We start from the raw sequence: 23,558 nt of genomic DNA on the forward strand, positions 1-23,558 counted from the left end.
CACGGCAGTGAACGACGAGAAACGGAGTGGTCATGACGGTTATCGGCGTAGTGGGCGCGGGTGTCATGGGCGTCGGGGTCGCCCAGAACCTGGCGCAGACCGGGCACGAGGTGATCCTGGTCGACAAGGACGAGACGATCCTCAAGGAGGCGCTGGCCACCATCAGGCACAACAGCCGCATGAGCCGGCTGATGGGCGGCCCCGCCCTCGACCCCGACGAGGTGCTGTCGAGGATCACCACCGCCGTCGGCGCCGAGGGGGCGGCCAAGGCCGACGTCGTCATCGAGAACGTGACGGAGAACTGGGACGTCAAGCGGGAGGTCTACGAGACGCTCGACGCGGTCTGCGGACCGGACACCGTCTTCGTCGTCAACACCTCCGCGATCCCGATCACCAAGGTCGGGGCCGTCACCGGGCGGCCGGAGAAGGTCATCGGCGTCCACTTCATGAACCCGGTGCCCGCCAAGCCGGCGGTCGAGCTGATCCCCGGCTTCCACACCTCGCAGGACACCATCCAGCGCACCAGGGACCTGCTGACCGCGATGGGCAAGAAGGCCATCGACGTCAAGGACTCGTGCGGATTCGTCTCCAACCGGGTGCTGATGCTCACCGTCAACGAGGCGGCCTTCCTCGTACACGAAGGCGTGGCCGACGCCGCGTCGGTGGACGAGGTGTTCCGCAGCTGCTTCGGGCACCCCATGGGCCCGCTGGAGACCGCCGACCTGATCGGCGTCGACACGATCCTCTACAGCGTGGAGGTGCTGTACGAGCACTACGCCGACAGCAAGTACCGGCCGTGCCCGCTGCTGAAGCAGATGACCGACGCCGGGCTGCACGGCCGCAAGACCGGCCGCGGCTTCTACACCTACGACGGCGCCAGCCGGCCCGTCGGCTCGACCCTCTGACCGCTCGTCCTTCTCGCACAGACAATCAAGGGAGTCATCAGATGTCAGACATCGCCAAGGCCCAGATCCTCGACTTCGTCCGCAGCCGCTACCCGCAGGCGGAGATCACCGAGTCCCAGGACATCTTCGCGCTCGGGTTCGTCAACTCGCTGTTCGCCATGGAGCTGGTGATGTTCGTCGAGAAGGCGTTCGGCGTCACCATCCCGAACGAGGAGCTCCGCATCGACAACTTCCGGACCGCGGACTCGATGTCCGACCTGGTGGCCCGGCTGTCGTCGGACCTCGCCGTCCAGGTGTGACGATGGCGACCCCGGCACAGATCGCGACGGACGCCGCGACGGACACGGTCCAGGTCGTGGACCGGCGTTCCGCACGCGCGTTCGTCGACACCCACATCGCTCCGTACGCCGACGCCTACGACCAGAAGGGGCGCGTACCCGAGGAGCTGCTGGACCGGATCGCGGAGGCGGGCCTGTGGGCCCCCTTCCTGCCGCCCGAGGCGGGCGGAGCCGGGATGGACATGGTGACCCTCGGAGAGGCCCACGAGGAGGTGGGACGCGGCTGCTCGTCGGTGCGCAGCCTGCTCACGGTTCACACGATGGTGTCGTGGGCCGTGCAGCGGTGGGGCACTCCGGCCCAGCGCGAGCGGTGGACGCCGGCGCTGTGCCGGGGGGACGTCCTCGGGGCGTTCTGCCTGTCGGAGCCCGGCGCGGGCAGCGACGCCTCGGGGATCACCTCCACCGCCGCCGAGTCCGGCGGCGGCTGGGTGCTCAACGGGGTCAAGAAGTGGATCACCGGCGGTCAGCGGGCGGACGTGTACCTGGTGTTCGCCAGGACCGCGTCCAGCATCGGGGCCTTCCTGGTCCCGAGGGACGCTCCGGGGGTGCAGGTCCGCCCGATCGACGACATGCTCGGAACCCGCGCGTCGATGCTCGCGGAGGTGTCGTTCCAGGACGTCAGGCTCGACGGGGACGCGCTGCTCGGCCCCAGCGGGTTCACGGCGGGCATGGTGCTGACCGGCACGCTCGACCTCGGGCGCTACAGCGTGGCCGCGGGTTCGGTGGGCATCATCCAGGCCTGCCTGGAGGCGTGCGCCACCTACACCGCGCGCCGCGAGGTCGGCGGGTCGGTCCTGCGCGACCGGCCCCTCATCCAGGCGAAGCTGTCCGACATGATCACCGACGCGCGGGCGGCCCGTCTGCTGTGCGCCGAGGCCGGACGGCTCAAGGACGCCGGAGAGGCGTCCACGCTCATGGCCACCTGGGTGGCCAAGTACTTCGCGTCCACCGCCGCCGCCAGGCACGCCTCGGAGGCGGTCCAGATCCACGGCGCCAACGGATGCGGTCCTGACTATCCCGTGGCGCGCTTCTACAGGGACGCGAAGGTGATGGAGATCATCGAGGGCAGCAACGAGATCCAGCGGATCACCATCGCTGGGCAGGTGGACAGGGAGCTGATGTGATGAGCGTGGCCCAGGAGAGCGTCGTCGTCCTCCCCGAGAAGCCGGTGCAGGGACGCGTCAAGTGCATCGTGTGGGACCTCGACAACACCCTGTGGGACGGGGTGCTGCTGGAGGACGGCGACGTCACCGTACGGCCGTCGGTCGTGGCCCACATCCGGCGGCTGGACGCCATGGGCGTCCTGCACTCCATCGCCAGCAAGAACGACCACGACGCGGCCGTCGGGAAGCTGAGGGAGCTCGGGCTTGAGGAGCTGTTCCTCTACCCGCAGATCAACTGGAACGCCAAGTCCGACTCGATCCGCCGGATCGCCAAGGCGCTCAACCTCGGGCTCGACGCGTTCGCGTTCGTCGACGACCAGGAGTTCGAGCTCGCCGAGGTCGCCCACGAGGTGCCGGAGGTGACCCGCGTCGACGTCGCCGGCCTGGACGAGGCGCTGGCCCAGCCGCTGTTCATCCCCCGCTTCGTCACCGACGAGTCCGCGCAGCGCCGCGTGATGTACCAGGGGCAGATCGCCAGGGACGAGCTGGAGGACGGGTTCGTCGGCACCAACGAGGAGTTCCTCGCGGGCCTTCAGATGGCGTTCACCATCGCGCCGGCCCGCCGCGAGGACCTTCAGCGGGCCGAGGAGCTGACGGTGCGGACCAACCAGCTCAACTCGACCGGGCGTACGTACTCCTATGAGGAACTGGACGAGCTGCGCGACTCCCCGGACCACCTGCTCCTGGTCGCCTCGCTCACCGACCGGTTCGGGAGCTACGGGAAGATCGGGCTCGCCCTGGTGGAGAAGGACGAGAAGGTCTGGCGGCTGTGCATGATGCTGATGTCGTGCCGCGTGATGTCCCGGGGGGTCGGCATGGTGATGCTCAACCACATCATGCGCCTCGCGGACGAGGCGGGCGTCGCCCTCCAGGCCGACTTCGTGGAGACCGGCAGGAACCGGATGATGCAGATCACCTACGCCTTCGCGGGGTTCCGCGAGGCGAGCAGGGACGGCGCCCACGTGGTGCTGGAGGCCGACCTCACAGGCGTGCAGCCCCCGCCGCCTTACGTCCAGCTTGAGATCCTTTGATGAGGCAGACATGACCGTCAATGACCTGACGAGCAGTGATGTGATGGCTCGGTGGCTGCCGTTCCGAGGCCAGACCGGGGCCGAGCCGACCGCGCTCGCGCTGTACTGCCTGCCGCACGCGGGCGGCGCGGCCTCGGCCTTCCGGGTGTGGCAGCGCAAGGTGCCGGGGGTGGCGGTGCTGCCGGTGCAGCCGCCCGGCAGGGACAACCGGCTCAGGGAGACGCCCTACGAGCGCATGGGGCCGCTGGTCGCCGACCTCGCCGACGTCGTGCTCGCCGACCTGGCGCTCGGCCCCGAGGGCCGCAGGTACGCCGTCTACGGGCACAGCCTCGGCGCGCTCGTGGGCTTCGAGCTTCTGCGGGAGATCCGCCGCCGCGGCGGGCCGGAGGCGGAGCACCTGTTCGTCTCCGGGTCGGTCGCCCCGCACCTGTCGTACGAGATCGGGCCGTTCGTCCGGGACATGACCCGGCCCGAGGTGGTGGACATGCTCCGCAAGCTCGGCGGGACGCCGGAGTGGCTCCTGGCCGACCCGGGGGTGCTCGACATGATCCTTCCGGCCGTGCAGGCCGACTTCACCATCAAGGAGACCTACGAGTACCAGGAGGGGCCGCCGCTGGACGTCCCGATCACGGCCATGCCGAGCGCCGAGGACCCAAGGGTCGACCGGCGCCTGGTCGACGGCTGGGAGGAGCACACCTCACGCCGGTTCGCCCTGCACCCCTTCCTGGGCGGCCACTTCGCGGTCTTCGAACAGGCGGCCCTCACCCACAAGTACATCACCGAGGCCCTGAGAAGATGACCACCACCGGGCCCCGGGTCCAGGGGCTAACCCTCGACCGAGACGCGGAGAAGCCGACCGCGACCGGGCCCTGGGTCTCTCGCATCCACCTCGACCGAGACGCGGAGAAGACGACCGGGCCCCGGATCTTCCGGGTTCACCTCGATCAGCCCGACGACTCGCGGTGGTGGCGGATGCTCTCCGACGCCGAGCGCGAGCGGGCGTCACAGCTCGCGAGCCCCACCGACAAGCACCGTTTCACGATCGCGCACGCCGCGCTCCGCGCCATCCTCGGCCGGCTGTGCGGCGTGCGCGCTTCACGTCTCACCATCCTCACCGAGGCCGGGGGACGGCCGTACCTGGCGCTGCCGGACGGCCGTCCCCCGCTCGACTTCAACCTGTCCCACTCGGGGGAGTGGGCCCTGGTGGCGGTGACGCCGGGGTCGCGGGTGGGCGTCGACATCGAGTTGATCCGCCCGGACCTCGACTGCCTGGAGATGGCCAAGCGCATGTACCAGCCCGCGGAGGTCGACCGCCTGCACCACACCGACCCGGCGGCCCGCCACACCGAGTACTTCGCCCTCTGGAGCGCCAAGGAGGCCTACGTCAAGGCCATCGGCATCGGCCTCGCCGGCCTCAGAGACGTCCTGGTGAACCGAGAAGCCGACGCACCCCACGGCACCGTGCTCTCGCGTACCCACCCCGGCGCGCTGTGGCCGGTCCGCTGGCTCGACGCAGCCCCCGGCTACTCCGCCGCCCTCGTCACCGGCCCGGACAGGCGGCAACCCCCGCGTTCCTGCGGCATATGACCTGACCGTGGCGACATTCGGCTGCCCCGACACGAGGCGTCCGTCGACCTGTGCTGGATTCTTATCCGGGCTCACACGTGAAAGGCATTCCATACCTCGATCTTGATGTGGGAATGTCCGCTTCGCGGAATATGTAACTTCCGACATGAATAAGGTAGATTCGCCGATCATGCTGCCAATCGCCGGCGGAGGGATGGGGTGGCTCCGCCGGTCATCGGTGCCTGGTCCCGCGTATGGCGGCCCTTGCCTATGACGGACTCGGTTCCGATGTCCTACGGGGATCGATCTAGGGGACGGTTCGATGAAGCCATACTTACGGCGCCTTCGCGGCGCGACTCTGCCCTTGTTACTCACGACGCTGGCCATCCTCGGGACGCTGATCACGCCGAACACGGCGCAGGCGGCGGCGTACGCCGGCGGTGGGAAGGTCGCATGGACGTACGTGTCGTTGACGCATCCCAAAAAGTCCTACTGGGACAGTTCGGAAGACGCGCCGGTGGGGACGGGCGTGAAGCCCGCCGGCATCTTCCGGTCTTTCTTCCGGATGGACACTTCCAAGGTCATCGGAAAGCACATTCTGCGGGCTATTTTCAGCGCCTATCAGAACAGCGGACCTTGCGAGCCTAATGTCGAGTTGTGGGTGACCGAGGAGATCACCCCCAAGACGACCTGGCTGAAGCAGCCGAAATGGCTCAAGAGACTCGACGCCGGTACTGCTTCCGACCCGTACGGTGGCTGTTTCTTCGGTTGGACGGTAACCGACCTCGTCACCGAGGCGGCTGCTCGCGGAGACCGGTACATCACCTTCGGCCTGCGTTCCGCCCACGAGACAGGGCCCCGCGAACTGCACGTGTTCGAGAGCGATGTGGCATCCGACCCATATTTCGGGAAGCTACCCAGTCCATGGCTGCACATCGACTACAACACCGCCCCCCATGTGCCCTCCGAGTTGCGGGCCTGGTCGGACACGTTCGGAGTCGGCTGCTCCAGCAGTGGAGTGCCCACCGGCGACGGTGGATACGTCAGAACGACGACTCCGGCGCTCAGCGCCAAGTTCACCGACGAGGACGAAACCTGGCAGCAGATTCGCGGACGGTTCCAATGGGCGGTGCCAGGAGGGGACACCCTCGGCGAATTCGTCACCGAGTTCACCTATGTCGGCTCCACGCAGCGCATCTGCGTCCCATCCGGGGCCCTCGCCGACGGAGGCACATACGTGTGGCGCGTGCGGGCCGAGGACCAATATCAGCCGGCTGGCTCGATTGAGTTCGGTAGCGAGGTAGGTGAATGGAGCCCGTGGCAGGCGTTCACGGTCGACGTCACGCCACCAGGGCAGCCGGTGGTGTCATCGACCGCCTACCCCGAGAAGGTGGTTGGGGCACGAGTAGGAACCCCCGGTGAGTTCCTGTTCGCGCCCAACGGCGCCTCCGACGTCGTCAGCTACCAGTACAGCATCACGCCCGCTGGTCCCGCGGGCACCGTGGCAGCCGGGAGCGACGGGACGGCCATCGTGACGTTCACCCCGACCCGCGATTTGCCGATGAAGCTGACGGTCAGCAGCACCGACCGTGCCGGAAACCGCAGCCCGACCAAGGTGTACGAGTTCAGAGCCGTCCGCAACCCCGCGCCCACCGTCTCCTCGACGGTGTATCCACAGAACCAGTACGGCGGCGGCGTCGGCATACCCGGCGAGTTCACCTTCGCGCTCAACGGCGCGCAGGATGTCGTCAGGTACAGCTATCGGCTCAACGGAAGCCTCGTAGAGGTGCCGGTCGGCGAGGACGGTACGGCGAAGGTGACCGTGACACCGGACACGGCCGACGAGAACGTCCTGTCCGTGTCCACTGTGGACAAGTTCGGCTATTCAAGCCTTTCCCGTACCTACATCTTCTTCGTCAATACCCCGCCCCCCACTTCGAGCCCGGTCCCGCAGCCCTAGCGGCCCACCACGCGCGGAACGATCAAGGCCCGGGTCGGGAAACGCTCCTGACCCGGCGCCCCGCCGGTGATCGGCCTCCCTGCGCCCCCGTGAGACGATTGCTCGGCTCGGCGGCCCTGTGCTACGGGTGGGATGGCCATCGACTGACCTCGTGATCTCACCGCGAGGGCTCCTCGGAAATGAGGCGCTTGCCCAGCCGTTGCGCCGGAGCCTCCACGAAACGCCACGTCAGCGCGCTGAGTCCGAACAGCAACCCAACTACGCCGACCAGAGCGACCAGCGGTACGGCCAGCGGTTCGAGCCAGAACCCTGACACGGACAGGGACTGGCTCGCGTTGAATCAATCGCCAAGGCTCGATCGCACGGCGCGGAGTTCCTTTCGGAGGTCCTCCCAGGGAAATGATGCGGCGCCCGGGGCTCCTGAGTCGGGTTGGGGGAGGTTGTCGAAATCGAGGAGGACGGTGACTCCCGACGCCCGGAGCAGCTTGATGCTGACCGGGAAGGCCGGATGGCGGGCGAGTGCGACGTTGGGCCACGGGAACGCGATGATCGGCAGGCCGAGGCCGAGGGCTTCGTTCAAGAGGCCGAGTGCGGGAGTGTCGCTGATTCCCTGCGCCCACTTGTCGCGTTCGCACGCTCCGACTGCGCCGCGATCTTGGCCTGCGTGCCTGCGCTGAGCTCTGCGGCCGAGAAGACGACGCCACGCGCGGAACCGTGCTTTCGCGTCCTGCCGGCCGCAGGTGGTCAGGTTCCCGCTGCCGGCACGATGCGGTCGAACAGATGACGCCTAGCCGGCGACGGTGACGCGGTTGACGGCCGGCGGGGCGATCGGCGAGTGCGCGCCCAGGTAGGCGACGAACGCGTCGATGTCCAGCGGCCCGCTCCACAGGTTGGTGCCTTCCTTGAAGACGCTGAAGCCGCCGCCGCCACCGACGATGAGGTTGTTGCCGGCGACCCTGATCTGCTGGGCGTCCGTGACCGGAGTCCCGTTGATCTTGATGTTCGACACATGCGATCCGACCGGCTGCGACCGGTTCACGGTGTAGGTCAGCGAGGCCGACGAATGCAGGATGCGCACGATCGAGCCGCCGCTCTGCCACTGCTGCTCCAGCAGGGCGTCGAGCTGGGCGCCGGTCAGCGTCACGACCTGCAGGAGGTTGTTGAACGGCTGCGTTGTGAAGGCCTCGCCGTACGTCACGACGCCGTCGCCCTCGGACCCCTTCTGGGCGTAGACCAGGTCGTCGCGGACGCCACCCGCGTTCATCAGCGCGATCTCGGCGTTGCCGCCCGCCTTGGTGGCCTCCAACTGGGCGTCGGCGATGAGGTTACCGAGCGCCGTCTCACCGGAGGGCCCGGACTTGCGGTCGACGTCAGCAGTGATCTTGCCGATGGGCTTGTCCGCGATCTGCGCGACGCGGGCCTTCCAGGTGTCCACCAGCTTCGTGATGTCGCGATCGGGGGCGACGTCGCGGGTGACCACGTGGTTGTCGGCGACGACCGAGGAGCGGACGACCTCGCCCGTCTTCTTGTCCACCTGGAAGTCGATCGAGGTCAGCACGCGGCCGAACGACGAGCCCTGGGTGTAGAAGCGGTCCTGGCCTGAGGGGTCCTTGGTCTTGCAGATGTAGGCCTCGTGGGAGTGGCCCATGACGACCAGGTCGACGTCCGAGCTGAGGCCCTGGGCGATGCGGGTGCCCGCGCCCGGGGTGACCGGGCAGGCGTCCGGGCTCTGGTTCGGGGCGATCGGGTCGCCCTCGTGGACCAGGGCCACGATGGCCTTGACGCCCGCGAGCCGCAGGAGCCTGGCCGCCCGGTTGCCCGCGGCGACCTCCTCGTCGAACTTCAGACCGGCGATGCCGGAGGCGGTCACGATCGTGGGCGTGGTCTGCGTGACCAGGCCGATGAAGCCGACCTTGACGCCGTTGACCTTCTTGATGGCCACGGGCGGGAGCACGTACCGGTCGCTGTTCTCCTTGAGAACGTTGGCGGCGAGGTACTCGTACTTGGCGCCCTTCCACTTCCCGGCCGGGGAACAGCCGTCGACGGGGTGGCAGCCGCCGTTCTGGATGCGCTTGAGCTCGGGGAGACCCTCGTCGAACTCGTGGTTGCCCACCGAGGAGACGTCAAGGCCGAGCTTGCCGAGCAGCTCGACGGTCGGCTCGTCGTGGTAGGCGGCGGAGATCAGCGGCGAGGCGCCGATCAGGTCACCGGCCGCCACGACGGCGGTGTTCTTGTTGACCAGCGACTTCAGGTGGGTGGCCAGGTAGGCGGCGCCACCGGCGGGCACGGAGGTCCCGCTCTCGTTGACGATCGCGCCACTCGAACCCGTCGGAGGCTCCAGGTTGCCGTGGAAGTCGTTGATGGAGACGAGCCGTACGGGCACCGTCACGGGAGGCTTAGGAGGTTTCGGGTGCGCGGACGCGGGCGCGGCGGCGATGGCGAGGCCGGTGGCCGCCACCATGCCGGCGACCGCGATCCGCATGAACGATCGTGAGGTCATAGCCCGCGACGTTAGGGACGTAAAAACATCACAAAACGAACTAGAGGTGACGAAACACCCCACGCCCGGATGTCGATTCCGCGAGATCAGGGTTTGACCATGACCATCCGGGGACCCCGCCATGCGGGGGCCATGGAGGGTCGTTACGGTCGGCTCCGGCCGGGGCGGGTGCGGGCGGGATCGTTTCGGCGGCGGTGGCGCCGAAACGATCCCGTGCTCCGACCGGGTTCAGGAGCGCTTCGAGACCGGGACCACGTACCGGCTGAAGACCAGGTCGCGTAGGACGTCGTCGCCGCCTTCGACGATGGAGACGTACCGGACGTCGCGCAGCAGCTTGCCGATGACCGACTCGTGGGTGTAGCCGAGGCCGCCGAACATCTCCGAGGCCGTGGAGGCGATCTGCCAGCCGGTCTGGCCGCAGAACATCTTGGTGGTGAGGGCGGACTTCAGGGTCCCGATGCGCAGGAACTCCTCGCCCGCGTCCGGCCGGACCGCGACGGCGTCGTACTCGCGCGCCGCGGCCATGCACTGGTTGACCATGACGTCGATCTGCATCTCGAACTGGCCGAGCCTGCCGGCGAACACCGCGTTGCCGGCCAGCGGCGAGCCCTTCACCGACTTGGACTTGCCGTACTCCATGCACACGTCCCGCACCCTGCGGGCGATGCCGAGACCGGTGGCGGCGATGAGGATCCGGCTGGCGTTCAGCCCGACCTCCAGCAGCCGCAGCCCGTTGCCCCGCAGGACGTTCCCCGCGGGGACGCGGCAGTCGGTGAACGAGACCTGGTAGGTCGCCGAGGACCGCAGCCCGATCACGTCCCACCGCTTGTCGACCCGCACCCCGGGCGTGTCCCGGGGGACCAGGACCGCGAGATACCCCGACGGGTCCTCCTGCGAGCGGGCGATCACGACGAGGAACCGCGCGAACCCGGCGTTGGTGGAGAAGGCCTTCTGCCCGTTGAGCACGATGGTGTCGCCGTCACGGGCCGCCATGGTGGTGATCCGGGCCAGCTCGCTGCCCGCCGCGTGCTCGCTGCCGAGCGTCGCGCACGACCCGTTCTCCGCCACCATGCGGCCGAGGTGGCGCTCCTTGAGCTCGTCGCTGCCGTACCAGGCGACCATGCTGGTCGTCAGGACCGGGATGAACAGCGTGAACGCCACCCCGGCGTCGCCGTAGGCCAGCTCGGAGACGATGCGCACGCTCTCCTGCAGGCCGAGCCCGAGCCCGCCCTGCTCCTTGGGCAGCCACCAGTTCGCCAGGCCGGTCTCGGCGAAGCGCTCGTACAGCGGCAGCGGCGCCTCGGCCAGCGAGTCGAGATAGGCGTCCTTGCCCAGCAGCTCGCGCCGGGCGAAGCCCTGCACCCTGCGGAGGTATTCGGGCTGCTTCACTCCTCGTCCACCCCCTCCCTGCTGTCGAGCAGCTCGGCGAGCTGGCGGACGGTCGGGCACTCCAGCAGGCCGGTGACCGGGACCGACGCGTTCAGCGCCTTGCGGATCCGGGTGGTCAGCTCGATCGCCAGCAGCGAATGGCCGCCCAGCTCGAAGAAGTTGTCGGTGGCGCCGATCGGCTCGATGCTCAGCACCCGCGACCAGATCTCCGACAGCGTGGCCTCGGTGCCCTCGCGCGGCTCCACGTAGGGGGTGCTCAGGTCCGGGCGGGGGTGGCGTTCCTGGTCGTCGTAGTCGTCGCTCGCCTCGTGGATGTCGCCGGTGACCCACTGGGCGATGCGGGCGTCCAGCGAACCGGTCGAGATGACCAGGTGGCCCACGCGGTCACCGGCGGAAAGGGTCCGCTCGAACACGTCGACGGCCTCCGGCGGCGCCATCGCGTAGTCGAGCACCGCCGAGCTGTGCCCTTCGAGACGATCGGGGTCGATGCTCCAGGTGTCCCAGTCGACGGTGATCCACCGGCCGGCGTCGGACGTGCGGGCCACGCGGATGTAGGCGTCCAGGGCCGCGTTGGCCGCCGCGTACGGGGCCAGCGTCATGCCGCCGAGGACGGCGGCGATGGAGGACAGGGTGATGCGCCGCTCGGGGGCCTGGCCCTTGAGTACCGCCTGCAGGACGTGGAAACCCTTGACCTTGGCGGCCATGTGCGCGTCGCACTGGTCGCGGTCCATGAGGTGGGCGAAGTTGAAGAACCCGCCCTCCTGAACTCCCGCGCCGTGGACCGCCACGTCGATCTCCCCGAAGCGCTCGACCGCCGCCTCGACGACCGCCCGCATCTGCGCCTCGTCGGACGCGTCGGCCGACATGGCGAGCACCGTGGCGCCCCGGGACTCCAGGTCCAGGATGTTGCGGATGTGCCGCGCGGTCCGCTCGCCGCGCTCCGGCACCGACGCGAGGTACCCCTCCCACTCCTCACGGGGCGGCAGCGGTGAGCGCGCGGTGAGCACCAGCCGGCAGCCGTACGTGCTCGCCAGGTGGCGCGAGAGCACGAGCCCGACGTCGCCGAGACCACCGGTGATCAGCACCGTGTCGCCGTCGCGGATCGGACGGTCCTCCGGGGTGAGGTCCTGGATGGGGAAGGGCTCGTACCGCCGCAGCCAGGTCTCGCCCGCGCGCACCGCGACCGGCCCCTCGTGCGGGCACACGACCGCGGCCAGGATCTGGGTGGCCAGCGACCGCAGCGCGCCAGGATTGCCCGCGGGCACCACGTCGGCGTCGATGTGACGGCAGCGCAGCCGGGGGTTCTCCTGGGCCAGGCTCGGCGCGAGCGCCGCGAGGGTCGAGTGCTCCGGGTGGCGCAGGTCCGAGCCGAGCACCCCCACCGCCTCGGAGGTCAGCAGGGCCAGCTCGGCGCGCGGCGCGGAGCCGGTGTTGTCGACGAGCTCCCGCGCCAGGGCCAGCGCGGAGTAGAAGCCCCGGTTCTGCTCGCCGTCGAAGTGGGCCACGGGGTCGTCCTCAGGGCCCGCCTCGGCGCCGGCCAGGCTGAACCCGTGGATGATCGCGCGAGGGCCGGCCGCCAGGGAGTAGAGCAGCTCGGCCATGTCGTCGGCCTTGTCGACCCGGATGGTGAAGTCGCCGGCGTCGTCCTGGTGGAACCGGTCGCCACCTCGCACGGCGGTCACCTCGGCGCCCGCGTCGGTGAGGCGCTCGACCAGCGCCTCGCCCCGCTCGTCGTCGGTGAAGACCAGCCAGGGCCCGGCCAGCCTGAGCCGCTCGTCGAGGCCGGAGACCGGAAGGGGCCGCTGCTGCCACGTCGGCAGGTACGTCCAGCGTGAGCGGTCGAACGTCTTGCCCTCGGACGGGGGCGCGGCCAGCTGACCGGGCTTGGGCTTGACCCAGAACCTGCGCCGCTGGAACGGGTAGGTGGGCAGCTCGACCCGGCGCCCGGCGCCCCGGTGCAGCGCCGCCCAGTCGATGGAGCTGCCGGCCTGCCACAGCCGGGCCACGGTGGCGAGCAGCCACTCGGCGGCGGAGGCGCCGCCCGGCGCGACGGTGACCTCCTCGACGCCGGTGGGGAGGCTGGAGCCGTCGCGGAGCATGTGCGCCCCGAGCCCGCTCAGGGCGTCGGAGAGCGCACTCAGCGCCTCGTCGCGGCCGGGGTCGGTGGTACGGGCCTCGCCGCCGGGACGCAGCACTTCGGTGACCGCCGCGTGGAGCTCGGGCCACCAGGAAGAGGGAACCTCGCCGGCCCCCTCGACCAGCAGGACCTTGGGGTTGCGCCGCTGGGTCTTGCCGTCGATCCAGCGTGCCGGGTCGGCGAGCGCGGCGAGCGCGTCGTCGCGGTCGCGGCACACGATGGCCCGCCGCCGCGCGAAACCGCCACGGGACACCTGGAGCGTGTAGGCCACGTCGGCGAGGTCCTCGTCGGGGTTGTCCGCGAGATACCCCCGAAGGCGCTCGGTGAGGTCCGACAGCGCCTGCTCGTCGGTCCCCGAGTACACCAGCAGGTGCGGGCCGGGCCTCGCGGGCCTGGCGGGCCTCGGCGGGGCCTGCTCCATGACGACGTGGGCGTTGGTGCCCCCGAGGCCGAAGGAGTTGACCCCGGCGCGCCGGGGGTGCGGACCCTCGGGCCAGGGGCGGTGCTCGGTGAGCACGGTGAAGCGTTCCTGCGCCGTCGCCAGCGCGGGGTTGGGGGTCTCGTAGCCGGGCGTGCCCGGGAGCAGCTCGTGCTTGAGGGTGAGCGCCGCGCGCATCAGCCCGGTGACCCCGGAGGCGCGGTCGAGGTGGCCGATGCTCGGCTTGAGCGAGCCGAGCACGCAGGGGGTCTCGCGAGGCTGCGCGAACGCCCGGTTCATCGCGGCCAGCTCGATCGAGTCGCCGAGCATGGTGCCGGTCGCGTGGCACTCGACGTAGCCGACGGTGTCGGGCTTGACCCCGGCGACGCCGAGGGCCTGCTCGATCACCTCGGCCTGGCCGTCGACGCCGGGCGCGGTGTACCCGGCCCGCATCCGGCCGTCGTTGTTGGCGGCGGATCCGAGGATCACCGCGTGGATGACGTCACCGTCGTTGATCGCGTCGGACATGCGCTTGAGCGCGACCGTGCCCACGCCGCTGCCCATGACCGTGCCGCTCGCCTCGGCGTCGAAGCTGCGGACCCGCCCGTCGGGCGACATGATGCCGCCCTGCTCGTACAGGTAGCCGGACGGCTGGGGGAGCGGGGTGAAGGCCCCGCCGGCGAGCGCGATGTCGCATTCGTACGTCAGCAGGCTCTGGCAGGCCAGGTGTACCGACACCAGCGACGTCGAGCAGAAGGTCTGCACCGTCACGGCCGGGCCACGCAGGCCCAGCTTGTACGACACCAGCGAGGCGAGCGAGTCGCGCTCGTTGCCGACGGCCATGAGCAGGGCCCCGCCCGGCTGCCCGGCGAGGTGCTGGATGTTCTGGACGATGTAATCGGGGAAGCCACACCCGGCGAACACCGCTACCTGCCCCGGCACGTCCGTCGGGCAGTATCCCGCGCTCTCCAGCGCCTCCCAGGAGCACTCCAGGAACAGCTTGTGCTGGGGGTCCATCGTCTCGGCCTCGCGGGGGTTGATCCCGAAGACCGTGGCGTCGAACTGGTCGAGCTTGTCCAAAGGGCCGCCGATGCGGACATAGCGCGGGTCGGCAAGCTGGCCGGGTTCGACGCCGGTCTCGCGCAGCTCCTCGTCGGTGATCTCACGCAGGCCCTTGACCCCGGCCAGCACGTTGCGCCACAGCTCGGCGACGCTGCCCGCTCCGGGAAAACGCCCGGACATTCCGATCAGTGCGACCGCCGAGTCGTAGTCGGTTTCCGTCATGACGTCCTTCCGGTCCGGAGCATGTTGCGTCGCTGTTCGATGCGGGACCGCTGCTGTTCGCGGGCCCCGGCGGCCTGTTCGTCGTCCTTCTCCTCGTCGGCGGCGGCGGCCTCGGCGAGCGAGGCGACCGTCGGCGCCTGGTACAGCAGGTGCGGCGGCAGATAGGAGAGTTCGAGCGCCTTGCGGACCTCGGCGATGATCTCCATGCCGAGCAGGGAGTTGCCGCCGAGCTCGAAGAAGTTGTCGTGTACGCCGACCTGTTCGAGGCCGAGCGCCTCGGCCCACACCCCGGCGATGGCCTCCTCGGCCGGTGACTGCGGCTCGACGTACGCCGTCGAGAGGTCGGGCCGTGGATGCCGGCCGAACGCGTCCCTGATCTTCTTGACCGTCGCCTGGTGGCTCTCGATCGACGAGCGGCGGCTCATCGCCACCAGGGGCGCGAAGTCCTGCGTGGATGCGATCGTGTGCGGCTCGCCGCTGGCCAGCACCCGCAGCAGTGTCTGGAACCCCTGGTCGAAGGTGATGCCGAAGGTCGACCGGTACCACTCGAAGTACTGCCGGGAGCCCTCGTCGTAGTTGTCGAGCCCCTCGGTCCAGCCGTTCCAGGTCCACTCGCCCCAGTCGATCGAGGCGACGGTGACCCCGGGGAGGGCGTCGCTGAGCGCGAACGCGTCGAGGTAGGCGTTGGCCGCGCAGTAGTCGACCTGGCCCGCGCCGCCTCCGGTCGCCGAGGTGGTCGAGGAGAAGAGCGCCACGAAGTCGACCGGCACCTCGCGCAGCGCGTCGGCGATGGCCAGCGTGCCCGCCACCTTGGGCGCGAGCACCCGTTCGATGTCGGCGGCGGTCTTGAACTGCATCAGCCCGACGGCGGGCACCGCCGCGCAGTGGACCACGCCGTTCAGCTCACCGAACCGCTCAAGCGCCGCGCCGACCGCGCGCCGCACGTCGGCGGGCTGGGAGACGTCGCCGGCCACCGTGACGACCTCGGTTCCGGCGGTCACCAGCCGCTGGAGGCCGTCGAGCCGCCTGCGCACCTCGTCGGCGGTGCTCGGGGACGCCAGGATCTGGCCCCACTGCTCGCGGGGTGGCACCGGCGTCCTGCCCATCAGGACCAGGTTGGCCTGGTAGTGCTCGGCGAGCCGTTCGGCCATGGCGAGGCCGATGCCGCCGAGTCCGCCGGTCACCAGGTACGTCCCGCCGCGCCTGATCTCGGCGGCGGGGGCGGCGTCCGCGATGCAGGACGCGTCGAGCACCTCGTACCCGGGGACCCAGCGACGGCCCTCGCGCAGCGCCACGACCTGGTCGGCGGGCTCGGCGCGAAGCTCGGCGAGCACCGCGCGGGGCAGGTTCTCGGCCGTCGCGGCGTCGAGGTCGATGAGCCGGGTACGGACGCGCGGGTACTCGACCGGGATCAGCCGGCACGGGCCGAGCAGGGTGCCGCGCTCCGCCCGGACCACGTCGCCCGGGAGCACCCGCTGGCTGCCGACGGTGACGATGTCGAGCGACCACGGAGAGAGCCCGACGTCACCCGCGGCGCGGGCGAACGCGACCAGGCTGTGCAGGCCGCGCTGGAGGCAGTCCTCCGTCGGGTCTCCCTCCGGCCGCGCCGCGTCGGCGGTCCACAGGTGGACGATGCGCTCGGGCCTCCGGTCCTGCTGGCCCAGCTCCCGCAGCACGGAGATGGCGTCCTCCTGCGAGCCCGGCCGCACGACCATGCCGCCCGGCTCGCTGGCGAACCGGTCGCCAGGACGGACCAGCACGACCTCGCGGCCGTCCGCCGAAAGGTGCTCGCGCAGCGACGCGGCGAGCGTGTCCGGCAGGCCGGTGTCGGTGTAGATCAGCCACCGGGCCGCCTCCTCGGCGCGGGCCGGGCGCGGTGTGGTCTGCTGCCATACCGGCACGTTGACCCACTGATCCTCGGGCAGCCGGGGAAGCGCCTTCGCGATGCTGGTCGGGTCGTTCTCGTCGAGCAGGGGCGCGCCGCTGCCGGCCGCCGTCTGGTCGATCTCCAGCCAGTACTCCTGGTGCTCGAACGGGTAGGTCGGCAGCGGGACGCGTCCGGGGGCCCAGCCGGTCTCCGGCGCGGCGCCGGTGGAGGTGAGGTCGTGCAGCGCCGCCCAGTCGACCGTCACCCCCGACAGCCACAGCTTGCCGACCGCCGTGGCGGCGGCGGCGTGGGCGTCCAGCTTGTCGTTCGCGGCGGGCAGGGTCGTGACGATCAGCGGCCACTGGTTCCGGTCGCAGTCGGGGTGACCACGGGTCAGCGCGCCGAGCGACTGGCCGGGACCGATCTCGGCGAGGGCCAGGTCGCCGCCTTCGAGCACGTGGGCGAGCGCGGCCCCGAACTCCACCGTCTCGCACATGTGCCGGGCCCAGTAGCCGGGGTCGGTGACGACCTCCTCGGTTGCGGGCTGTCCGGTGACGTTGCTGATGTACGGGATCGCCGGCGGATTGAGGGTGACGTTATCGGTGATCCAGGCGGTCAGCTCGGCGGCGACCGGCGCCAGCATCCGGGAGTGGTACGCGTGCGTGGTCGCGAGGCGCCTGCTTCCGATCTCCGCCTTCAGCAGCAGGGCGGAGGCCTCCTCCACCGCCTCGGTGGGACCCGCCAGCACCACCTGCGACCCGGTGCGTACGGCCACGTCCAGGTCGCGGGTGAACAGCTCGCCGAGCACCGCGCGCAGGCGCCGCTCGTCGGCGGCCACGGCGAGCATGGCGCCCTCGGGCTGCGAGGTGATGAGCTTGGCCCGGTAGGCGACCAGCCGGAGCGCGTCGGGCAGCGACAGCACCCCCGACAGGCAGGCGGCCACGTACTCGCCGAGGCTGTAGCCGACCATGATCTCGGGCTGGACGCCCCAGCGGGTGAACTGCCGCGCCAGCGCGTACTCGGCGACGAAGACGGCGGGCTGGATCAGGTGCGCGACGGAGGTGGGCCGGGGCGCGGTGTCCTCTGCCCGCCCGAGCAGCCGGGCGAGGTCGCCGGCGCCGCTCGCGTCCCGTTCCGCGGGCACGAACATGTCGGAGAGCTGCGCCGCCTCGGTGAGGCCGAGGATGGCCACGCACTCGTCGACGTCCTCGCGGAACGCGGGGTCGTCGGCGTAGAGCGCCGCCACCATGCCCGGGTACTGCTCGCCGACCCCGGCGATCAGGTATCCGACCTTGCGGCCGATCGTCGCGTCCGTACGGCACAGCGGCCCGGCGACGTCCGCGAGCAGTTCGGCGGCCCGCCCGGTGGAGTCGGCGATGACGACCTTGCGGTGCCCGAAGAGCTTGCGGCCGACCTGGAGCGTGTAGGCCACGTCGCCGAGGTCGAGCTCGGGCGCGGACGCGAGGCGCTCGGCGAGCCTGGCGCACGACAGCTCGGCGGCCGCCGCGGAGCGGGCGGACACCGGCAGGACCTGCCAGCGGCGCGGGCGCTCCCGGCGCGGGGCCGCCTCGGGGGCCTCGGTGACGATGGCATGGGCGTTCGTGCCGCCCATGCCGAGCGAGCTGATGCCGGCGATCCTGGGCCGGTCCGCGCTGCGCGGCCACGGGGTTGGCTCCGCGGTGACCCGGAAGGGGCTGTTGTCGAAGTCGATCTCCGGGTTCGGGGAGCGGTAGTGCAGGGTCCCGGGGATCAGCTCGTGGCGCAGCGACTGGATGACCTTGATGAGCCCGGTCACGCCGGACGCCCGGTCGAGGTGGCCGACGTTGGGCTTGATCGACCCGAGCACGCAGTACTGCTTCTTCTCGGTCGGGCCGAAGGCGCGGGTCAGGGCGGCGACCTCCATCGGGTCGCCGACCTCTGTCGCGGTGCCGTGGGCCTCCACGTAGGAGATCTCCGACGGGTCCACCCCGGCCTTCTCGATGGCCCTTCCGACGCAGCGGCGCTGGCCGTCGATGCTCGGAGCCAGGTAGCTGAACTTCATCGCGCCGTCGTTGTTGATGTGAGAGGCGCGGATGACGGCGAGCACGGTGTCCCGGTCGGCCACCGCGCGGTCGAGGCGCTTGAGCGCGACGACGGCGGCGCCGTCGCCGAACATGCTCCCCTTGCCGTCCGCGTCGAAGGTCCGCACATGGCCGTCGGGCGACTCCTGGCCGCCCTCCTCCCACAGGTAGCCGACCCTGTCGGGAATGCGGACAGACACGCCCCCGGCCAGGGCCATGTCACACTCGCCGCGGCGCAGGCTCTCGCTGGCCAGGTGTACGGCGACCAGGGAGGTCGAGCAGAAGGTCTGCACCGTGACGCTGGGACCCGACAGGTCGAGCCGGAAGGACACGTTCGTGGCGAGCGAGTCCTTGTCGTTCCCGATCATCAGCGCCGAGGGGTCGATGCCCATCTCGAACGCCCTGAGGCGGGTCAGCAGGTAGCCGCTGATGTTCATGCCCGCGAACACGCCGACGCTGCCGCGGTCGCCGGGTGAGGCGTAGCCGGCGGCCTCCAGGACCTCCCACACGCACTCCAGGAAGATGCGCTGCTGCGGGTCGGCCAGCGTGGCCTCGCGGGGGTTGTAGCCGAAGAACCCGGCGTCGAACCCGCGGATGTCGTCGAGGATCGGGCGGCTTCTGACGTAGTTCGGCTGCTGGAAGGTCGTCGGGTGGACGCCGGCGAGGGTCAGCTCCTCGTCGGAGAAGCGGGTGAAGGACTCGACCCCGGTGCTGATGTTGCGCCAGAACGTCTCGACGTCGTCCGCGCCCGGAAATCGACCGGCCATGCCGATGATCGCAATATCGGACTCGTCCGTCGAGTGTTTCGAGTCGCCAGGTGAATGTTGCACCATCAACATGCCCCTTATTTGCCTGTGTGGTCGAATGTGCGTCAAAGCAAGCGGCTGCGGCCCCAGCCGCGCGTCAGCCGGCGGACGGCGAACGTGCCGGACACCACGCCGATGGCCAGCAGGACCCCGGCCGGCGCCAGCATGCTCGCGGCGTCGCCGCGCACGGCGGCCTGCAACATCGTCAGGGCCCAGTACCCAGGTGACACGTGGGCGGCGATCTGCGCCCACTCGGGCATGATGCTCAGCGGCACCAGCGCGCCGCCGAGCGAGCTGAGGGTGAGGGCGCCCACGTCGGAGATCACGCTCAGCTCGCCGTGGCTGCGGACGATCGCGGCGAGCAACGCGCCGATCGAGAGCAGCGTGAAGGCCCAGATCGCCATCGCCAGGGCGACGTACCCGAGGGAACGCGGCACCGGCAGGCCGATGACCAGGCAGCCGTAGATGAGCAGGATCGTCTGCTGCACGACCATCACGACGAAGATCGGTATGGTCTTGCCCAGCAGCAGCTCGGTCGCCGAGGCCTTGCTCACGCGCAGGCGGTCCCAAGTGCGCCAGGTCCGCTCGGCGAGAATCGCGTTGCCGGCGATGGATATGGCGAACACCGAGAACATCACCAGCAGGCCGGTGACCACCTTGGTGGCGCCGCCCTCGACGGCCCTCACGTACAGCGGCTTCAGCACGAGCATGAGGACCATCGGCATGACGACGTAGCTGATCATCTGTCCCGGGTCGCGCAGGCGGATGGTCGTGTTGTGCTTGGCCATCGCGGCGACCCGGTACGCGGCGTCACGCAGGTTGTCGAGCGCGCCGGTCCGATGGGAGGTGTCGAGGGGTGCGGCATCAAGAAGCATCGCTGACCGCCAGGGATCGGTAGAGGTCGTCGAGGGAGGGGTTGCGCACGTCCACCGCGCTGATCGGGCGCTCGGCGCGGCCGAGCATGTCGATCAGGGTGGCCGCCGGCTCCGTCGTCGAGACCACCGTCTCCTCCCCGTTGTCCAGCAGGAGCCGCACCTCGCCCGGCAGCCCGTCGACCAGTTCCTCGTAGGTGCCCCTGGCGATGACGCGGCCGTTGCGGGCGACCGCGATCGTGGCCTTGAGCTCGGTGAGCTCGGGAAGGTAGTGGGTGGTGTAGACGACGGCGGCGCCTTCGCCGGCCCGCTGCTTCACCACATCCAGCATCGCCTCCCTGGTCTCCAGGTCGGCTCCGGCGGTCGGCTCGTCGAGCAGCAGCAGTCCCGGACGGTGGACGAGCGCGGTGGCCGCCTGGGTGCGGCGCTGCTGGCCGCCGGACAGGCCGGCCGCGTGGCGGTCGATGAAGTCGGTGAGCCGGAGCGCGACGGTGAGATCGTCGATGGCGTTCTTCAGTGCCGCGCGCCGGAGCCCGGCGAGCTTGCCGAAGAGCTCCAGGTGCTCGCGGACGGTGATGGAGGGGTACAGCGCGATGTGCTGGGGCGCGACCCCCACCTGACCGCGCGTGGCCGAGGGGGCCTTGCCGTCGATGGTCACGTGGCCGCTGTCCGGGCGGATCAGGTGCGACACGATCTCGACGAAGGTCGTCTTGCCCGCGCCGTTGTGCCCGACGAGCCCGACGATCTCACCGGCCGCCACGCTCAGGTCGAACCCGTCGAGAGCCTGGACCGAGCCATAGCGCTTGACCAGATCGATTGCTTCCAGCAACGTGCCACCTCCTTAAGTATTCACGCCGACTGTGGCATCCGCGCTGTAGGGTGTTATCGTTGCGACTTCCATTCATGCGGCATGTCCACGCATATTCGGCCGGCGCACTAATAGCTCGCGACATCCAACGGCTGAATACGGTTGACCCGGTGAAATCGAGGTTACCGCCACCATCCCTGGAGATGATGGGCGCGCTGTTGGCAAGAAGTGGCCTGAAAGAACCGGCCATCGGTCGGGCCGCGATTCGGCACCCGAGCTTGACGAAAACTTCCGGGTCTGCTGTCATGCTCAATTGTCATGACTATCGCGCACTCCGGCACATCGGTGTCGGACGAAGACGGCGAGGGCCATCCCGGGGGGCTGCCGCCGTTCGCGGCCAAGCCGGTCGCGGTGGTCGCCGCAGCTCTCGCCGCGCTGCTCACCGCCTTTTCCGGCCGTTACGGGTTCCATCGTGACGAGCTGTACTTCATGGTCGCCGGCGACCGGCCTGCCTGGGGATACATCGACCAGCCTCCGCTGACCCCGCTGCTGGCGAGGGCGAGCACCGCGCTCTTCGGCCAGACGCCCGTCGGGCTGCGCGTCGCGGGGACGGTCCTGAGCGTCCTGACTGTCGTGGTCGTCGCGCTGATCGCCAGGGAGCTCGGGGGAGACAGGCGCGCCCAGACGCTCGCGGCGGTCCTCACGGCCACGTCGGGAATCGTCATCGGGCTCGGCCACCTGGTCGCCACGGCCACGTTCGACACCCTCGCGTGGCTCGTCATCAGCTGGCTGGTGCTGAGGCTGCTGCGCACCGCAGACGGCCGCTGGTATCTGGCGATCGGCGCCGCCATCGGCATCGGCATGCTCAACAAGCAGCTGGTCGCCCTGGTCGTGGTGGCGCTGCTGGTCTCGCTGCTGGTGGTCGGGCCGAGGCGGATGCTGCGCACCTGGTGGCTCCTCGCGGGGGCGGCCGTCGCGCTGGTCCTGGCGTCGCCGAACCTTCTGTGGGCGGCGGCGCACGGCTGGCCGCAGTTCACCGTCGCGGCCGGCATCAGCGACCGCGAGGGCGGCGAGAACCGCCTGATGTTCGTTCCCCTCCTGCTCGTGCAGCTCTCGCCGCTGTTCGTGCCGATCTGGGCGGCCGGGCTCGTACGGCTGTGGCGCGATCCGGCGATCCGGTGGGCGCGGCTCTTCGCGGTGGCGGTCCCGCTGCTCGTGGTGGTCGTGCCGATCTTCGGCGGGAAGTCGTACTACGTGCTGCCGCTGCTGATCGTGGCGATGGCGGCGGGCGCCCCGAGCGTCGTCCGCTGGGCGGGCGCCGGGCGGAGCCGGGTGCTCGCGGCCGTGATCGCCGTGGCGGCCCTGGTCAACATCGTCCTGGTGCTGCCCGTGCTGCCGCCCGACACCCTGCGCGTCGTCAACGCGATGAACGGCGAGCAGGGCGAGCAGGTGGGCTGGCCCACGCTTGCGTCCACCGTCGCGGGCGCCTGGGGCCGGATCCCTTCACAGCAGCGCTCACGGGCGGTCGTCTTCGCCCAGAACTACGGCGAGGCGGCGGCCATCACGCGGTACGGGCCGGCCCACGGCCTGCCGCCCGCGTACTCCGCCCACATGAGCTACGCCGAGTGGGGCCCGCCGCCGGACTCCGCCGACGGGCCCGTGGTGCTCGTGTACCACGGAAACAACCTGTGGCTTCCCCGGCTCTTCGGGGAGTGCCGGCCGGCGGAGCGCGTCGACCTCGGGTTCGAGCTGGGCAACGAGCTGGAGGAAGACGTCGTCCAGCTGTGCTCGGGCCCGCACGCCCCATGGTCCGCCCTGTGGCCGAGGCTCCGCCACTTCTAGCCGGCGCCTGTGCCGACGGCCACGTCATGGTTCTGACGGGGCCGCTCTCCACGGTGGCGATTCGGATTCATCGGCGCCAACGCCCGAACGTCATTCGATTAGTTGACATGCCAATGCTAGGGATAGCATGACAACGCGGGTTCCTTAATTCCTGTCAATGCGTCGAAGCGGCCTCGGCCGGGGCTAATGCCTTGCCGACCGCCAAGCCGTACAGATCGGAAGTGGCGGACCGCTAGTAAGCAGCCTCGATGTGCTCGAATATGTCAGCGTCGGTCTCCTTTTGCCACTCGGGCAGGTCGTCCCAGTCGGCTACATATGAGGGCTTTGGATCGTCGAAGTGTTTGTGGATCTGCGCGATCCAGCACAGCGCAACGAAACGGCCTTTTTGGGGACGGGTGAGTTTCGCAGTGGCTCCACCGCTGGTTGTGACGAAGTCGCGCACTTGCCCGTACACCGCAACGGCTGCCTGACGCTCCCAATCAGGGGTGTCCTGCCAAGGGGTGACATACCCTGCTTTAGGCTCCCCCGGAAAGTGCTTACGCACTCCGGCGATCCAGGCCTCCCGGAAGATCCGGCCTTGTTCGTCGCTTACGGTCTGCACCATTGCTCCTT

The 23,558-nt window shown here is 70.0% G+C and carries 17 protein-coding genes; 8 read left to right on the top strand and 9 right to left on the bottom strand.

All coding sequences use genetic code 11. The features are described from left to right. Positions 1–32: 32 nt before the first annotated feature. The 7 genes from ACGFIV_RS21690 to ACGFIV_RS21720 all read left to right on the top strand — a co-directional run bounded on the left by ACGFIV_RS21690 (position 33) and on the right by ACGFIV_RS21720 (position 6,963). The gene (locus ACGFIV_RS21690; protein WP_358558765.1) at positions 33–905 is read left to right on the top strand and encodes a 3-hydroxyacyl-CoA dehydrogenase NAD-binding domain-containing protein; all 873 of its coding nucleotides are present in this window, start codon (positions 33–35) and stop codon (positions 903–905) included. 41 nt (positions 906–946) lie between these two features. Beyond that, a complete protein-coding gene (locus ACGFIV_RS21695; protein WP_358558767.1) occupies positions 947–1,204 on the top strand; it encodes an acyl carrier protein in 258 nt (85 codons plus the stop codon). Between the two features lie 2 nt (positions 1,205–1,206). Then, positions 1,207–2,367, top strand: coding sequence for an acyl-CoA dehydrogenase family protein (locus ACGFIV_RS21700; RefSeq protein WP_358558769.1), 1,161 nt, complete (start codon positions 1,207–1,209; stop codon positions 2,365–2,367). Then, positions 2,367–3,437, top strand: coding sequence for an HAD-IIIC family phosphatase (locus ACGFIV_RS21705; RefSeq protein ID WP_358558771.1), 1,071 nt, complete (start codon positions 2,367–2,369; stop codon positions 3,435–3,437). The genes ACGFIV_RS21700 and ACGFIV_RS21705 overlap by 1 nt, the downstream gene beginning before the upstream one ends. 10 nt (positions 3,438–3,447) lie before the next feature. Beyond that, positions 3,448–4,236 (top strand): thioesterase II family protein, encoded by a 789-nt coding sequence (locus ACGFIV_RS21710; RefSeq protein WP_392837220.1) that lies wholly within the window; start codon positions 3,448–3,450, stop codon positions 4,234–4,236. Continuing rightward, positions 4,233–5,024, top strand: coding sequence for a 4'-phosphopantetheinyl transferase family protein (locus tag ACGFIV_RS21715; protein ID WP_392837223.1), 792 nt, complete (start codon positions 4,233–4,235; stop codon positions 5,022–5,024). The genes ACGFIV_RS21710 and ACGFIV_RS21715 overlap by 4 nt, the downstream gene beginning before the upstream one ends. Positions 5,025–5,367: 343 nt before the next feature. Continuing rightward, complete coding sequence (locus tag ACGFIV_RS21720; protein WP_392837225.1) at positions 5,368–6,963, top strand: hypothetical protein; 1,596 nt, start codon at positions 5,368–5,370, stop codon at positions 6,961–6,963. A gap of 157 nt (positions 6,964–7,120) precedes the next feature. Here the strand turns inward: ACGFIV_RS21720 and ACGFIV_RS21725 are convergent, their stop codons facing one another. The 8 genes from ACGFIV_RS21725 to ACGFIV_RS21760 all read right to left on the bottom strand — a co-directional run bounded on the left by ACGFIV_RS21725 (position 7,121) and on the right by ACGFIV_RS21760 (position 21,125). Beyond that, positions 7,121–7,279 (bottom strand): hypothetical protein, encoded by a 159-nt coding sequence (locus tag ACGFIV_RS21725; RefSeq protein WP_358558779.1) that lies wholly within the window; start codon positions 7,277–7,279, stop codon positions 7,121–7,123. Between the two features lie 24 nt (positions 7,280–7,303). Further along, positions 7,304–7,543: a hypothetical protein gene (locus ACGFIV_RS21730; RefSeq protein ID WP_358558781.1), complete on the bottom strand. Its 240-nt coding sequence runs from the start codon at positions 7,541–7,543 to the stop codon at positions 7,304–7,306. Between the two features lie 207 nt (positions 7,544–7,750). Then, on the bottom strand, positions 7,751–9,463 hold the full coding sequence (locus ACGFIV_RS21735) for a bifunctional metallophosphatase/5'-nucleotidase (protein ID WP_392837229.1): 1,713 nt from the start codon (positions 9,461–9,463) through the stop codon (positions 7,751–7,753). A 228-nt stretch (positions 9,464–9,691) separates the two neighbouring features. Beyond that, positions 9,692–10,852: an acyl-CoA dehydrogenase family protein gene (locus ACGFIV_RS21740; RefSeq protein WP_358555875.1), complete on the bottom strand. Its 1,161-nt coding sequence runs from the start codon at positions 10,850–10,852 to the stop codon at positions 9,692–9,694. Further along, a complete protein-coding gene (locus ACGFIV_RS21745; protein WP_392837233.1) occupies positions 10,849–14,691 on the bottom strand; it encodes an SDR family NAD(P)-dependent oxidoreductase in 3,843 nt (1,280 codons plus the stop codon). The genes ACGFIV_RS21740 and ACGFIV_RS21745 overlap by 4 nt, the downstream gene beginning before the upstream one ends. After that, the gene (locus ACGFIV_RS21750; RefSeq protein ID WP_392837236.1) at positions 14,688–19,457 is read right to left on the bottom strand and encodes an SDR family NAD(P)-dependent oxidoreductase; all 4,770 of its coding nucleotides are present in this window, start codon (positions 19,455–19,457) and stop codon (positions 14,688–14,690) included. Before ACGFIV_RS21750 ends, ACGFIV_RS21745 begins: the two co-directional genes overlap by 4 nt. A gap of 32 nt (positions 19,458–19,489) precedes the next feature. Then, a complete protein-coding gene (locus ACGFIV_RS21755; RefSeq protein WP_358555884.1) occupies positions 19,490–20,299 on the bottom strand; it encodes an ABC transporter permease in 810 nt (269 codons plus the stop codon). After that, positions 20,289–21,125, bottom strand: coding sequence for an ABC transporter ATP-binding protein (locus ACGFIV_RS21760; RefSeq protein WP_392837240.1), 837 nt, complete (start codon positions 21,123–21,125; stop codon positions 20,289–20,291). The genes ACGFIV_RS21755 and ACGFIV_RS21760 overlap by 11 nt, the downstream gene beginning before the upstream one ends. Before the next feature lie 297 nt (positions 21,126–21,422). Here ACGFIV_RS21760 and ACGFIV_RS21765 point away from each other — a divergent pair, with 297 nt between their 5' ends. Continuing rightward, on the top strand, positions 21,423–22,946 hold the full coding sequence (locus tag ACGFIV_RS21765; protein ID WP_392837243.1) for a glycosyltransferase family 39 protein: 1,524 nt from the start codon (positions 21,423–21,425) through the stop codon (positions 22,944–22,946). Between the two features lie 232 nt (positions 22,947–23,178). Here ACGFIV_RS21765 and ACGFIV_RS21770 read toward each other — a convergent pair whose 3' ends face one another. Further along, the gene (locus ACGFIV_RS21770; RefSeq protein ID WP_358555893.1) at positions 23,179–23,550 is read right to left on the bottom strand and encodes a hypothetical protein; all 372 of its coding nucleotides are present in this window, start codon (positions 23,548–23,550) and stop codon (positions 23,179–23,181) included. Between the last annotated feature and the right edge of the window lie 8 nt (positions 23,551–23,558).

Origin of the sequence: Sphaerisporangium sp. NPDC049003 (assembly GCF_043197795.1) — a bacterium.
In the GTDB taxonomy this organism is placed as follows: Bacteria; Actinomycetota; Actinomycetes; order Streptosporangiales; family Streptosporangiaceae; genus Sphaerisporangium.